12 protein-coding genes are annotated in these 14,298 nt (G+C 39.3%); 9 read left to right on the top strand and 3 right to left on the bottom strand.

Annotated elements, in window-relative coordinates:
* Positions 1–54 precede the first annotated feature (54 nt).
* From panD to WAA15_RS19450, 6 genes are all read left to right on the top strand, one after another.
* Positions 55–405, top strand: a complete 351-nt coding sequence (panD, locus tag WAA15_RS19475) for an aspartate 1-decarboxylase (RefSeq protein ID WP_337044502.1) — start codon at positions 55–57, stop codon at positions 403–405.
* The gene (locus WAA15_RS19470) at positions 402–1,412 is read left to right on the top strand and encodes a lysylphosphatidylglycerol synthase transmembrane domain-containing protein (RefSeq protein ID WP_337044501.1); all 1,011 of its coding nucleotides are present in this window, start codon (positions 402–404) and stop codon (positions 1,410–1,412) included. The genes panD and WAA15_RS19470 overlap by 4 nt, the downstream gene beginning before the upstream one ends.
* Before the next feature lie 49 nt (positions 1,413–1,461).
* Entirely contained in the window at positions 1,462–1,941 is a 480-nt protein-coding gene (rfaE2, locus tag WAA15_RS19465; protein WP_337044500.1) for a D-glycero-beta-D-manno-heptose 1-phosphate adenylyltransferase, read from the top strand.
* 52 nt (positions 1,942–1,993) lie between these two features.
* Positions 1,994–2,692 (top strand): zinc metallopeptidase, encoded by a 699-nt coding sequence (locus WAA15_RS19460; protein WP_337044499.1) that lies wholly within the window; start codon positions 1,994–1,996, stop codon positions 2,690–2,692.
* A gap of 109 nt (positions 2,693–2,801) precedes the next feature.
* On the top strand, positions 2,802–3,938 hold the full coding sequence (locus WAA15_RS19455) for an iron-containing alcohol dehydrogenase (protein WP_337044498.1): 1,137 nt from the start codon (positions 2,802–2,804) through the stop codon (positions 3,936–3,938).
* Between the two features lie 131 nt (positions 3,939–4,069).
* The gene (locus WAA15_RS19450; protein WP_337044497.1) at positions 4,070–4,825 is read left to right on the top strand and encodes a hypothetical protein; all 756 of its coding nucleotides are present in this window, start codon (positions 4,070–4,072) and stop codon (positions 4,823–4,825) included.
* Between the two features lie 67 nt (positions 4,826–4,892).
* Here WAA15_RS19450 and WAA15_RS19445 read toward each other — a convergent pair whose 3' ends face one another.
* Positions 4,893–5,774 carry an EamA family transporter gene (locus tag WAA15_RS19445; protein WP_337044496.1) on the bottom strand — a complete coding sequence of 294 codons (882 nt, stop codon included), beginning with the start codon at positions 5,772–5,774 and terminating at the stop codon, positions 4,893–4,895.
* 189 nt (positions 5,775–5,963) lie between these two features.
* On the opposite strand from WAA15_RS19445, the gene WAA15_RS19440 reads away from it, so the two are divergent.
* Both WAA15_RS19440 and WAA15_RS19435 read left to right on the top strand, forming a co-directional pair.
* On the top strand, positions 5,964–6,485 hold the full coding sequence (locus tag WAA15_RS19440; RefSeq protein ID WP_337044495.1) for a dihydrofolate reductase: 522 nt from the start codon (positions 5,964–5,966) through the stop codon (positions 6,483–6,485).
* A gap of 197 nt (positions 6,486–6,682) precedes the next feature.
* The gene (locus WAA15_RS19435; protein ID WP_337044494.1) at positions 6,683–8,362 is read left to right on the top strand and encodes an N-acyl-D-amino-acid deacylase family protein; all 1,680 of its coding nucleotides are present in this window, start codon (positions 6,683–6,685) and stop codon (positions 8,360–8,362) included.
* A gap of 46 nt (positions 8,363–8,408) precedes the next feature.
* On the opposite strand, the gene WAA15_RS19430 is transcribed toward WAA15_RS19435, so the two are convergent.
* Entirely contained in the window at positions 8,409–9,971 is a 1,563-nt protein-coding gene (locus WAA15_RS19430) for a phytoene desaturase family protein (RefSeq protein ID WP_337044493.1), read from the bottom strand.
* Between the two features lie 41 nt (positions 9,972–10,012).
* Positions 10,013–10,708: a gamma-glutamyl-gamma-aminobutyrate hydrolase family protein gene (locus WAA15_RS19425; RefSeq protein WP_337044492.1), complete on the bottom strand. Its 696-nt coding sequence runs from the start codon at positions 10,706–10,708 to the stop codon at positions 10,013–10,015.
* 388 nt (positions 10,709–11,096) lie between these two features.
* On the opposite strand from WAA15_RS19425, the gene WAA15_RS19420 reads away from it, so the two are divergent.
* Entirely contained in the window at positions 11,097–14,264 is a 3,168-nt protein-coding gene (locus WAA15_RS19420; RefSeq protein ID WP_337044491.1) for a PAS domain S-box protein, read from the top strand.
* The last annotated feature ends 34 nt before the right edge of the window (positions 14,265–14,298 follow it).

Below are 14,298 nucleotides of genomic sequence, written 5' to 3'. Positions count from 1 at the left end.
TGTTTGTTTAGTAAGCAATTTTATATTTTTGCAGCACATTTTAAACCAGATAAGATGCTTGTTAATATATTCAAATCGAAGATTCATAGAGTAAAAGTAACTCAGGCAGAGTTAAATTACGTAGGTAGTATTACGATTGATGAAGACCTGCTGGATGCTGCCGGAATTATGGAAAATGAACGGGTGCAGGTAGTTAATAACAATAACGGCGAACGCCTCGAAACCTACGCCATAAAAGGCAAACGGGGGTCGGGTATTATATGCCTGAACGGTGCGGCTGCTCGCAAGGCAGAAGTAGGCGATATTGTAATTATTATTTCGTATGCATGGATGAGCCCCGAAGAAGCAAAAACTTATAAACCTCTTGTTGTTTTTCCTGATGAAAATAACCGTGTTGTAAAATGAAAAAAGTTTTGCAATATGTTGTCTCATTAGCCATTGCCGGAGGGCTATTATGGTTTGTATTTAAAGATATAGATTTAAATGAACTCTGGGGTAAAATAAAACAGGCCGATTACCGATGGGTAGGTCTTTCGGCTGTGCTTTCACTACTAGCACACTGGAGTAGGGCTTATCGTTGGGCTTTGATGCTCAATCCGCTAGGTTACAACCCTTCGGTTTTCCGAACTACGCTGGCTGTGTTAGTGGGGTATCTGGCAAACTTGGTTTTTCCGAGAGCTGGCGAGCTTGCCCGTTGTGGTACTTTACAAAAGCTGGAAGGGATTCCGTTCGAGAAATCTTTCGGCGCAGTTGTAGCCGAAAGAATAGCCGATGTGCTGATGCTACTGATGTTGATTTTGCTGAATTTTGTGTTGGAGTTCGACCGCCTTAGTGCCTTCTTCTTCAATTTCTTTGGCAACAAATTCAAGAACCCAATTCTGTTGTTAGGCATTGGAGCAGCGTTAGTAATTCTGGGAATTATGGTTTATCTGACTTTCAGAAAAAACAAGGACAGAATCATGCAATCAGCTTTTTATCAGAAAATCAGTAAAGTAGTTGAGGGTCTGGCAAGTGGTTTTCTGAGTGTCAGAAATCTTAAAAACCCAATGGTTTTTGTTTTCCATACACTACTTATCTGGGCGCTTTATTACCTTATGACCTATATTCTTTGTCAGGCATTGCCTGAAACGGCCAATCTTTCTCCATTAGCAGCTTTAACTATTTTTGTAATGGGCTCAATCGGAATGGCTGCCCCAACACAGGGAGGTATTGGAAGTTATCATTTTTTGGTGGGTAGTATTGTAGTGCTTTATGGGTTGTCAGAGCAAGACGGCATTACGCTGGCAACCTTTTTACATGCCATGCAAGGGCTGATTTTCGTTGTGGTATTCGGAATAGTAGCATTTTTGTTAACATTTGTTTTACCTCAAAAAAAGCCAGTTGTAACCGACCTAAAAGCCGAAAAAATTTAAGCAGTACTTTACACGGCTTCATAAAAGAGCCTAAATCTGAATGTAATTCATGACCGAATCAAAAATATTAAACACAGAAGAAGCCAAAAAACAAGTACAGGAATGGCAATCAGAAGGGAAGAAAATCGTTTTTACCAATGGATGCTTCGATATAGTACATCTGGGGCATATTGATTATCTGGAAAAAGCCCGTAATCTGGGCGATAAACTCGTGCTGGGCTTAAATACCGATGCGTCGGTTAAAAGATTGAAAGGCGAAAACAGGCCAGTTATCAATGAATATGCCAGAGCCAGAATGATGGCGGCAATGGCGTTTGTTGATACTGTCATTTTGTTCGATGAACCTACGCCAAAGGAACTGATTGAGACACTTTGTCCGAATATTTTGGTAAAAGGTGACGATTACAGCATAGAAAACATTGTTGGAGCAGATTTTGTTATCAGCAAAGGAGGAGAAGTAAAAACCATTTCGTTAGTAAATGGCTATTCTACAAGCGCAATTATTAAAAAAATAAAGGATTCTTACTGATACCTTCGTATAAAATCAGTTAAAACAGCCATCACAATTTAAAAGTAAAGCTATGATTTTTATAATTAGTATTGTATTTATGTTGCTCGGGCTAGCGGTTTCGTCAAGACTGAAAAGCAAATTTACCGAGTATTCGCAGATAGGTTTGTCAAATGGCATGACTGGCGCAGAAATTGCCCAGAAAATGCTCCGTGATAACGGCATCTATGATGTCAGGGTTACACAGGTAGAAGGCCAGTTAACCGACCACTACGACCCCACCAATAAAACTGTTAACCTCAGTTATGACGTTTACAATGGTTCAAGCGCAGCTTCGGCAGCGGTAGCGGCTCATGAGTGCGGCCATGCAGTACAGCATTCGGTTGCTTACGCACCCCTAAAAATGCGTTCAGCTCTGGTGCCTGTCGTAAATGTAGCAACCAATGCCCTTAACTTCTTTTATATGTTCGGGTTTATGTTCATGGCTTATATTTTTTCAAGAAATACCCCTCTGGCTCAGACAGTTCTGCTAGGCTTAGTAATAGCCAATGCCATTATTACTATATTCGCTTTAATTACCTTACCTGTTGAGTATGATGCCAGTAATCGTGCTTTAGTCTGGATGGAATCAAGAGGCATTGTAAACAGCCGTGAACACGGTATGGCTAAAGACGCTTTAAAATGGGCCGCCCTAACGTATGTAGTATCAGCGGCAGGTGCAATAGCCAATTTGCTTTATTACTTAAGTGCATATCTGGGCAGAAGAGATTAAGCTTTTCGATAAAAAAATAACGGGAAACCATCAATCAAACATCCTTATTAATTACTTTTGTTTGATTGATGGTTTTTCTGTTTTTTTCTCATTCTAACATTATTTTATTGTGATTTTAACCTACAACTTCCCAACCAAAATACGCTTTGGTGCTGGGGCCGTCGATGAACTACCTGCTTACCTGAAAGATAATAATCTTTCAAAACCACTTATCGTGACCGACCCCATAGTGGCAGACTTGCCTTTTTTAAAGCGAATTGTTGAAAACTTACGTCTTAATGGTATAAGCGTTGAAGTTTTCTCTGACATTCATAAAAATCCGGTAAAATCGGATGTATACAAAGGTGACGAGGCTTTTTACGCCACTAACCGCGATAGTATCATTGGTATTGGAGGAGGAGCCGCCATGGATGTTGCCAGAGCTATTGTACTTCGTATAAATCATAGAGAAGACCTTTTTAAATACGATGATTTAATTGGTGGCGACATATACGTGACTAACGATGTTCCACATTTTATTACAATTCCGACAACCTCAGGTACTGGTAGCGAAGTGGGCCGCAGTGCGATAATTGCTGATGACGAAACCCACCAGAAAAAAATTCTTTTTTCGCCCAAACTATTGGCCCGTATTGTTTTTGCCGACCCATTACTCACAATGGACTTACCTCCATTTGTAACAGCAGCTACTGGTATGGATGCCTTAACACATAATATGGAGGCATTTTTAGCCAAAATGTATCATCCTATCTGTGATGGCATTGCGCTGGAAGGTATTTCTTTAATTCATCAGTCGTTAGAAACAGCCGTTAAAAAACCTGATGTAGAAGCACGTAGCAAAATGTTATTAGGTTCAATGATGGGCGCAATTGCATTTCAGAAAGGTTTAGGGGTTGTACACTCGCTGGCACATCCGCTTTCGTCATTACTAGATACCCACCACGGGCTGGCTAATGCCGTAAATATACCGTATGGTATGCGCTTCAACATTGAAGGTTTTGAAGATAAATTCCGCCGGATTGCCCGCACCTTAGACCTGAAAGAAGAAACAGGCGAAGCAGTAGTCAATTATCTGTTTGACCTTAACAGCCGAATTAACATTCCGCATCGTTTACGAGAAATCGGCGTAAAAGAAGAGCATATTGAAACCCTAGCGGACTTGGCAATAGCTGATTTCGCTCATCCGAATAATCCTAAACCTGTGAGTAGGGAGAATTTCAAAGCGTTGTATCTCGAAGCCTTGTAAGGCAGGTTCAGAGCGTAATAGGTTTAACGATTAACAGGCAATATAAGAGCTTATAATATTTCAAAAAATTATAAGAAAAATCCATATTTTTCCATTATTTTTGTTATAGATATTTATTCGTTATTACACCTATGAAAACTCTGGTACTTCTATCTGCATTAGTGGCTTCGCCGCTTTTACTTGTTGGGCAGCAACTGGCTAAAAATTATTCGAAAGACTATAACTATTTCTTGAGAGAAACCAAAATTGCTGACAATAATAATACCCGCATCGTTATCACCGATAAAGGTGATACAACTTTAGTAGCCGAGTATAAATCTCAGGATGTGGTAAATAAAACGCATCAGGAGTTTACGAAGGTTTATAAAGGAACCCCCTATTTTAAGAATGGGTGGTATAATGGTAAAATTGGCTCCGAAAGTGGCAAAGATTTAAGTTTTCTGATGGCTTATAATCTCCAGAAACAAGTGGTATATATTGTAGAAAAACCCGATGCCGATGCCACGCCCGTCAGACCAGATGAATTTACTATTGCCGGGCATACTTTCAGGAAGTATGAAAACATTTTTCTGGAAACCCTCTATATGCAAAAGAATATTCTTCTGAAAAGCTATGAATGTGTACTAAGTGCCGATGGCTTTTTTGAAAAAACAGGCTATGAAGCACAAGGGGGCGAGTTTGCGTATCAGGGCGAATTCAGGAAGTCATATAAATACTTCACCATTCAGGACGATTTACTCAGGGCTGTCTCAATAGGCAAAAAGGCATTACAGACATTTCCAAGAGCCAAAAGAGGAGCCTTGCAAAGATACGTGAAAGAAAACGGAATTAACCTCAAAACAGAAGAGGGGTTAGTAGCAGTTTTCCGCTATTACGATACGCTGTAATAACATTTTAAAGTAATACCGAAAGGCTTATGTGTTTGTCAGATACATAGGCCTTTTTTGGTGGGCATCAAAACAAAATAATGAGTACAGAGCCTGCAATCATGATTAATGCCCCTATAAGTTTTTTGTAGATTTCTTGTTCTTTAAAAATCTTGTAGCCCAGAAAAATATTTACCAGAACCGATAACTGAAAGAGTGATAAAGCGTATCCTACGGGCATCCGTTGAAAAATAAAGGCCGTCGAAAACTGCATAAGTCCAATGGAGCCAACAAGAGATACCAGCATAATAGCACTTCGTTGTCTTATTTTTTTTATTTCGTTGCCAATGTTCTCTTTGCTTACCAATAATAACCCCAACGAAAAAACAGACCCAAACCAGCACCACCCAAAAAAAGAATGAGCAGTTGATGACACCAGAATTACCTGTTTAACAAAAATAGCTTCGGTGGCTGTAAGTACCATAGCCCAGAGTCTGTATTGAATTTCTTTTCGTTTAAATAGCTGCCACGTAAAACCTGTGTCGGTAGTATTTAAAACAAAATAGCTTCCGGCAATAATAAAAATCACCCCTATTACGCCCCACAAACTCGGAATTTCATGAAGCCAGAAAAGACCAATTAACATACTAATAACAGCCTTGTAGGCATTGATTGGCCCCAAAACTGATAAATCGCCAGACTGTAAGGCTTTCACCAGAAATAGGTTTCCTAAGGCTCCTAAAATACCCATAATAATGGAGTAAACCCAAAACGAAACCGGAATTTGCTGCCATGAAAGGCTAAAACTAAAAATAAGACAGATAATTCCTAACAAAAAATAAGTGAGGAAGTTAACAAATAAAGGCGATAACCCTTTTGCAGTTAATTGCTTCTGGAACACATTAGCTAACGGATTTGCAAGAATCCTTAAAATAATAGCCCCTGTTAGCAATAGTAAATCGGTAATCAATAAATGTTCAGTTTTTGTGCTGCAAAATTAGTGCTTATTCCTGAATGATATCTGTGTTTCTGATAATATTCAATCAATACTAATACAGGCTTTTAGGGAAAACTCAGGCATAAAACCTTGCTGATTTACAGAAAATTGATACTTTTATTCTTTTATCAAAATTGTATCTGAACACTATTTTGTAATACTATGCCCGTTATTTCTTTAATTGCTGCTATGAGCGAAAATCGCGCTATTGGCTTAAACAATGCTTTGCCGTGGAATCCTATACCTGCCGACTGGGACAATCTGAAACAGGTTACTAAAGGAAAAAAAATGATTATGGGTCGTAAAAGCTATGATAACCCACACCGAATATGGTCAGATGCCGGTAATTTTGTTATTACACGCCAGCTAAATTATGCTGTTGACGAAGGCTTTGTGGTAGTCAATAGCCTTGAGGCAGCCATTGACCAGTGCCAGAACGACTCTGAGGTTTTTGTCTTAGGAGGTGAGGAAATTTTTAGGTTGGCTTTACCTATGGCCGATATGATTTATCTTACAGTTGTGCATGAAATCTTTGAGGGAGATGCTTTTTTTCCGGTTTTTGAAGAAACAGATTTCAACATTATTGAACGCAAAGAGTTTAAAGCAGGCCAGAATACTCCTTACGATATTACTATTCTAACATACCAAAGGAAAGATTTTTCATTTACAGAAAAGCAGGATTAGCAAGCAAAATTTTCTACCGTAATGAAAAAATAGCCCTGTGTGCTTTAATAACCTACAAAAATCTGTATCAGAACCCTGCCACCGTTTTTTTATTTGTATTTCAGAACAGTTAATAGGGTTAAAAATTGTAATTTGTCGCCCCGAAGAGCTATCAATGTTCTTTAAGATTACCTGTACTTTATTAACTGTTTTCACTGATGAAGCGTACCCACATCATACTCTGTTTACTGGCTGTTTTGTTTACAAGTGCCTGCCACCAAAAAACCTCTTATGATATTGTTATTAAAAATGGCCTTGTTTACGATGGCAATGGAGGAGAACCCCAAAAAACGGATATCGCCATTACTGCCGACACCATTGCATTTATAGGCAATTTATCGGGAGAATCTGGCAGCAAAGCTACTATCGACGCAACAGGTTTGATTATTTCGCCGGGTTTTGTAAATATGCTAAGCTGGAGTACCGAAAGCCTCATTCAGGATGGGCGTTCGTTAGGTGAAATTAAACAGGGTGTTACGTTAGAAGTAATGGGCGAGGGCGATTCAATGGGACCTATGACTGATTCTGTGAAAGCATACTCTCAAAGGATGCAGGGCGACATCAAATATAAAATTGAATGGACTACCCTGGGCGAATACCTGAATTATCTGGAAAAACGCGGCGTATCAACCAATGTGGCATCTTTTGTAGGAGCGGCCACCGTAAGAGCCAATGAGTTAGGTTATGCCAACAGACCACCCAAGCCAGAAGAACTGGAGCGAATGAAACAGCAGGTTAGAAAAGCCATGCAGGAAGGAGCCATGGGGCTTGGCTCAGCTTTAATTTATGTGCCGGGTACTTATGCTACTACCTATGAGTTAACCGAGTTGTCGAAAGTAGTAGCAGAATATGGCGGTACGTACATTTCTCATATCAGAAGTGAGGGTAACAGGCTGGAAGAAGCAGTCGACGAAATTATCAGTATCGCTAAAGCAGCTAATGTACACGCCGAAATTTACCACCTGAAAGCAGCCGGAAAAGATAACTGGTCTAAACTTGATACAGCCATAACCAAAATAGATAGTGCCAGAAATGCCGGTATCAATATTACTACCGACATGTATAATTACATTGCCGGTGCTACGGGGCTGGATGCCGCCATGCCACCGTGGGTGCAGGAAGGCGGGTTACCACAATGGAAAAGACGGCTAAAGGCTGAAACCATCAGAAGGCAAGTTGGTGAAGAAATGCAAACCAAACAAAAAAACTGGGAGAACCTATGCCTTGCCGCAGGAGCCGATAAAACTCTGCTTATTGGGTTTAAACAAGATTCGCTGAAAAAATATATTGGCAAAACACTGGCAGAAGTAGCGGCTATCAGACACAAAACATGGTACGAAACCGCAATGGACTTAGTAATAGACGACGACTCACGCGTTGATGTTGTGTACTTTTTAATGAGCGAAGAGAATGTAAAAAAACAACTCAGATTGCCTTATATGACCTTCTGTTCAGATGCTGCATCAATGGCTCCTGAGGGAGTATTTTTAAAATCAAGTGTACATCCAAGAGCTTATGGTAACTTTACCCGCCTGATTGGAAAATACGTACGCGATGAAAAAGTTATTTCCTTGCAGGAAGCTATCAGAAAACTTAGTTCCTTGCCCTGCGATAACCTGAAAATTCAGAAAAGGGGTCGTTTAAAAGTAGGCTATTATGCCGATATTCTGGCATTTGACTTAAACAAAATGCAGGATAAAGCAACCTTCGAGCAGCCACACCAACTCTCAGAAGGCATGGTTCATGTATGGGTAAATGGCCAGCAAGTTTTAAACGACGGCGCGCATACCGGAGCTAAACCCGGCAGGTTTGTAAAGGGCCCGGGTTGGCGACCGTAAAAAATAAATCTGGCATGGTTTAGAATCAAAACTAAGCCATGCCGAGCTATTCCTCAAGCAATAGCTTTGTAACGTTACGCCCGGGTATTCCGCTCACGGCCCCTCCCCTGCTTGCTCCTGAGCCACAAATGTAAATATGCTTATAGGGGGTTTCTACACCCCATTGATTAACCTGACTTTCGTTTTCGGCATAAAACCACGACAAACCATTATGAAAAATATTACCCCGTGGCATTGCCAACTCTTTTTCTAAATCTACCGAGCTTTTAGCTTCCAGACATACATTTCCGTTTTTATCTCTGGCCAGACAGTCCTCTAATGGCTCGGCAAGATATTCATTAATACCTGTAAGAAACTTTTCAACTACATCTTTTTTTGCAGCTTCATTATGATGAATGAAAAGCTCATAAGGTAAGTCTAGTCCGAATACAGTCAGGGTATGATATCCTTGTTGTTGTAATTCTTCCGATAAAATTGAGGGGTCAGTTAACGTATGGCAATATATCTCGCAAGGAATAACAGATGGGATTTTTCCTGCTTCTACTTCCTGAAATGATTTTTGTAACTGAGTATAAGACTGGTTAATGTGGAACGTACCAGCAAAGGCTTGTTCAGGTTTTATGGTTTTATCTTTTAACTGTGGTAATTTTTTTAATAGCAGGTTTATTTTAAATGCAGTACCTTCTTCTGTTTGCTTAGCTGGTACAGGCAAATTACCAAGTAGTTTTTCCAAAACGCTTGGTGCGGCATTTATTAAAATGTTTTTTCCTGCAACTGTTTCTTCTTTACCTTCAAAAACATACATTACTTCGGGCAATTCGGCCGTAGTAATTTTTTTTACTTCTGCCTGAGTTTTTATTTCAACGCCTAAGGCTAATGCCTTTGCCGACAATTGCGCCACAAGGTTTCCCATACCTCCCTGTGGTACGCGCCATTCTCCGGTTTTATTACCCACTACATGGTAAATAAACGTTTTATTTTGAAGCAAGGCAGTGTCGTATGCGTGTGTATAAGAGCCAATTTTGGCATCTGTCAGTAATACCCCTCGTAAAATATCCGACTGCACATGGCTTTCTATCAGTTTTCCGATAGGTTCTTCCACAAAGGCATTCCAGAGGTCTTGGTGGCCACAGTCCAGAAAATACTGTTTCCAATCGGCCTTGCTTTTCAAAGGCAATAAGAACGAGTCCCATATTAATTCTGCAAAAGCCTGTTGCTTTTGTAAAATTGCCTGATACCCCTTCCATTCTGCCTCTCCGTATCCAAGTGCCATTACCGACTCCTTCGACACCTCAGGGTCTATATTGCTAAGTATCAAGCCCTTAGGCACATTGTTGTGTATATATGGCGTATACGAAGCTACGTCTCTTTTAAGCAGTTTTACAGAAAGGCCCAAATCATTAAAAATGGTTTCCGGTAAAAGACTTACCAGATAAGAGTATCTCGAAAGATAAGCCTCGTAGTCGGAGAAAACCTTCTGAGAAGTTGTTCCACCACCTATATAGTCATTTTTTTCTAATACTAACACCTTTTTACCAGCCTTAGCCAGATAACACGCAGCTATCAGGCCGTTATGCCCACTACCCACAATAATTGAATCGTACACCATGTTTATTAAAATAGAAATAATTCAATAGATTTCTGATAAAATCATGAAGCTGATACCGCCTGTATGAAATGTTCTCTGATACATCTGTTAAAAGGATTATTCTCATTTTCTATGCGTTCAGGATGCCATTGTACCAAGGTCAGCGAATGGCTTTGTGGCGTTTTCCATTCCAGCCCTTCTACAATACCATCATCCGAAAAAGCATTTATTCGGAGAGATTCGGCTGGTTTCTCAACCGATTGATGATGAGCCGAGTTAATTTCACCCGCTGTTTCACCCACAATATGGGCAAGGCTGGTATCTGGTAAAACCTCAATGGCATGATAACGGTCTTTCCCTTCGTAGTATTTTGAATGATTATTTTTACCTATACTCGGAATATCTCCCACAAGTGTACCGCCTAGAAAAACATTTACAAACTGTAACCCTCTACAAATGCCGAGCAATGGTATTTTATGCTTAAATACATATTCGCAAACATTCCATTCAAAAACATCGCGTTGCTCATCCATAAAATCAGGGTTACAAAGCGACAGATTTTCGGGTTTGTTATAAAATCTGGGGTGAACGTCTTCGCCACCAGTAAGCAAAATTCCATTACATTTTTCTATTTCATGCAGGTTTTGCTGCCTGTACCCAAGTTTAATAATCTGAATATTGTCACTTTGGCACAAAATCCATTGTTCATAAATAGGGTGTTTTTCGCCACAATCTGTAATGCCAATTGTTATTTTCATTCGTCGGTATTATAAAAAAAAATAGTTTTGGTAAAGACGTATCCGTTCAATAACAAAGAAATTTATCATATAATAAATATAAACTTTACTTTATCGGAACTAAGTGTATGGTACGATTTTTGACCTAAATTAAGGCAATAATTATACAAAAATTGTAATTAATCGAACTAAAACCAAATTGTTTGGTTAATGATGTATTATAGCCATTGCATTGAGAGATATAACGTTTGCATGTTTTTTCACGAAAATTGTATTCTTCAGTTTTCTTTTTTCGATACTTGATGCGTGTCTACCCTAATAAAAGCGTTTTATTTAACCTGAAACAAGATTCTTACAATTTAATCGTTTAGAATCTAAATTATTGGCAGGCATTTACTAATCAAATTACATGGCAGATTCACTACCTGTTCCGGCTAACGAAGAAGAGCGAATAAAAGCACTCAAGTATTACAACATACTTGATACCAAAAATGAGATAGAATTTGACAGACTTACCGAACTGGCATCTGCTATTTGTGGCGTGCCTATATCATTGGTTACCCTAGTTGATGAAGAAAGACAATGGTATAAATCTAAAATAGGCTTAGAAGGTGACGAATCAAGCAGAGATATAGCCTTTTGTAGGTATACAATTCTTGAAGAAGCTATTTTTGAAGTAGAAGATGCTACAAAAGACGAACGTTTCAAAAATAATCCTTTTGTAACAGGAAGCTCGCATATACGTTTTTATGCAGGATACCCGCTGATTGACCCTAACGGTTATGCCTTAGGCTCTTTGTGTGTACTCGATAACAAAGCTAATAAACTAGACCAGAACCAAAGGCTCGCACTCAGAATACTGGCACAGGAGGTTATTTCTCAAATTGTAGCCCGTAAAGAAAAAGCTGAGTTAAAAAGCTATGAAACGTTGTTCCAGTTGTCGCAGGACATGATTTGCATGATCGAAAATAGTTATTTCAAAACCATTAATCCTGCTTTTACAACAACATTGGGGTGGTCAGAAAAACAACTACTCGAAAACTCTATTTTTGACTTTATACATCCTGACGATATTCAGGCTTCAACCAACTTTTTAAACGACCTTACCTCTAAGCTAAAGACAGCTAGCTTCACTAATCGATTCAGAACTGCCGATGGGGGCTTTAAGTTAGTACAGTGGGTTGTTACGTATGACTCAAGCACCGGAAACCGTTATGGCATAGGCCGTGATATTACCCAGCAAAACCAGATAGAACAGGAACTTCGGGAAACCAAAAATATGCTGGAGTCGACTAATAGGGTGGCCCAGATTGGAGGCTGGAAAGTTGACCTTGAAACCCGCACAGTCTTCTTCTCTTCAATATGTAAAGATATTTATGAATCAGATACTGACTTCACTTCTTTACACAACCTCGATACATTACTGCAAAACAACAACGATAATGTTTTTGTAGCTCTTATCAGAAACGCTATTAAAACAGGGCAGCCATTTGATACCGAATTACAGATTGACACTGAAAAAGGTAGCAAAAAGTGGGTGAGAGTCATGGGGCAAGCCGAATTTAAAAACGGTGAAATAAACTCGGTATACGGTACATTACAGGATATTGATAAAGAAAAGCAAACAAGAATTGAACGTGACCGCCTCTATACACAGTTACAGGCAATAATGGATGCTGATTCGGGCATATCTATCATTACTGCCGACGAACTGGGTAAAATCAGAACTTTCAATAAAGGTTCCGAATTAATGCTGGGGTATAGGGCAGAAGAAATGGTTGATAAACAATATGCGGCTATTTTTCATGACCCTGAAGAGATAAAAACTTATGCCGAAGAAGTATCAAAAGAATTAAATATCAGGCTAAGAGTAGAAGAAGAGGCTATTATTGCCAAAGCTCGCCTTGGTGCTACGCATACCAGAGAGTGGACTTACATTACCAAAGGTGGTTCCAGAATTACAGTCGAGTTGTCGTTGACCCCTCTCAGAAATGAAACAGGTGAAATAACAGGGTATCTGGGCATTGCAAAAGATATTACTGCCAAGAAAATATGGGAACGCAAAATATTACTCAGTGAAGAAAGGCATAGAGGCTTTTTTGAACACGCTCAAGGCTTGATGTGCACCCATGACCTTCGAGGTAATTTTCTGACCGTAAATCCGGCTGGAGCCGAGTTGCTGGGTTATTCAGTAGAACATTTCCTTCAAAAATCGTTATTCGACCTAGTTCCGTTAGAATATAGCGATATTGTAAAAGAATATCTGGCTGAAATAGAGAAAAAGGGACATTTCAAAGGCTTAATGAAAGTGAGGCATCAGGATGGCTCAATCAAAACATGGATGTATAATAATATACTTTCAGAACTAATTGATGGGCAAAAGTATGTAATTGGCAATGCGGTAGATATGACAGAACGCATTCTGATGGAAAAAGAGCTAATAAAGGCTAAAGTGCAAGCCGAACAGAATGCCCATGCAAAAGACGTATTTCTGGCGAATATGAGCCACGAGATTCGTACTCCAATGAACGCAATTGTGGGTTTTGCCAATTTACTGAAAGATACTCCGCTTACCGAAGAACAGGCAGAATATTTGTCGTACATAAGCACTTCAACCGAAAATCTCCTTGGCATTATTAATGACATTCTGGATATTTCAAAAATAGAATCAGGGCATATTGCTATTGAGGAGATTCCTTTCAATGTGAAAGAAATTGTAAAAAATATCAAAACTATCCTGAAAGGGAAAGCCAATGAGAAAGGGCTAGAACTAGACTGCAAACTGGATGATAATATACCTGAATTGCTGCTCGGCGACCCTACAAGGTTACACCAGATATTGCTCAATCTTGTTAATAATGCTATTAAATTTACCCCACAGGGTTCTGTAAAAATAGTAGCCGAGGTAGTCACAAATCAACCAGCCGAGTGCTCTGTTTCGTTCAAAGTAACAGATACGGGTATAGGTATTTCTCAGGAAAAAATGGATATGATTTTTGACCGATTTACACAAGCAAACTCAGACACTACACGAAAATATGGCGGAACAGGCTTAGGGCTAAGTATTTCAAAATCTTTGGTTGAACTACAAAACGGAAAAATTAAAGTCGAAAGTACCATTGATAAAGGCTCTTCTTTTACGGTTACTATTCCCTACAAGAAAGTAGAAACCGAAACAAAACGGAATACCGAGAGCAACACGGCTCTTGTTAGCGACAAACAAGTAAAAGTATTGCTGGTTGAAGATAACCTCATGAATCAGAAACTGGCTTTAAGGGTACTCGAAAAATTTGGTTTTGAAACTGACCTTGCACAAAATGGGCTGATTGCCATTGAAAAAGTAAAACAGGCGCATTATGATGTGATTCTGATGGATTTACAAATGCCCGAAATGGATGGGTATCAGGCAACTATTAATATCAGACAAGAACTAAAAAAACAGACCCCCATCATTGCCATGACAGCCCACTCGCTGGTTGGCGAAAAAGATAAATGTATGGAGATTGGCATGGATGAATACATTACAAAGCCGTTCCACCAGAAAGAGCTTTTTGAGAAAATAACCAGTTTTGTTTAATTTAAGGTTTTATATTAAAAGTCTTTACAATTTC

It is taken from the genome of Emticicia sp. 17c, assembly GCF_037153985.1.
Taxonomy (GTDB): Bacteria; Bacteroidota; Bacteroidia; order Cytophagales; family Spirosomataceae; genus Emticicia.
The sequence above is the reverse complement of the archived record's forward strand: the minus strand, read 5'-3'. Positions and strand labels throughout refer to the sequence as shown.

Bases quoted from the DNA above. Each gene is read 5' to 3' on its own strand.
- WAA15_RS19470 (WP_337044501.1), top strand. From the start codon at position 402: ATGAAAAAAGTTTTGCAATATGTTGTCTCATTAGCCATTGCCGGAGGG.
- WAA15_RS19430 (WP_337044493.1), bottom strand. From the start codon at position 9,971: ATGGTGTACGATTCAATTATTGTGGGTAGTGGGCATAACGGCCTGATA.
- WAA15_RS19440 (WP_337044495.1), top strand. From the start codon at position 5,964: ATGCCCGTTATTTCTTTAATTGCTGCTATGAGCGAAAATCGCGCTATT.
- rfaE2 (WP_337044500.1), top strand. From the start codon at position 1,462: ATGACCGAATCAAAAATATTAAACACAGAAGAAGCCAAAAAACAAGTA.
- WAA15_RS19460 (WP_337044499.1), top strand. From the start codon at position 1,994: ATGATTTTTATAATTAGTATTGTATTTATGTTGCTCGGGCTAGCGGTT.
- WAA15_RS19435 (WP_337044494.1), top strand. From the start codon at position 6,683: ATGAAGCGTACCCACATCATACTCTGTTTACTGGCTGTTTTGTTTACA.
- WAA15_RS19450 (WP_337044497.1), top strand. From the start codon at position 4,070: ATGAAAACTCTGGTACTTCTATCTGCATTAGTGGCTTCGCCGCTTTTA.
- WAA15_RS19425 (WP_337044492.1), bottom strand. From the start codon at position 10,708: ATGAAAATAACAATTGGCATTACAGATTGTGGCGAAAAACACCCTATT.
- WAA15_RS19420 (WP_337044491.1), top strand. From the start codon at position 11,097: ATGGCAGATTCACTACCTGTTCCGGCTAACGAAGAAGAGCGAATAAAA.
- panD (WP_337044502.1), top strand. From the start codon at position 55: ATGCTTGTTAATATATTCAAATCGAAGATTCATAGAGTAAAAGTAACT.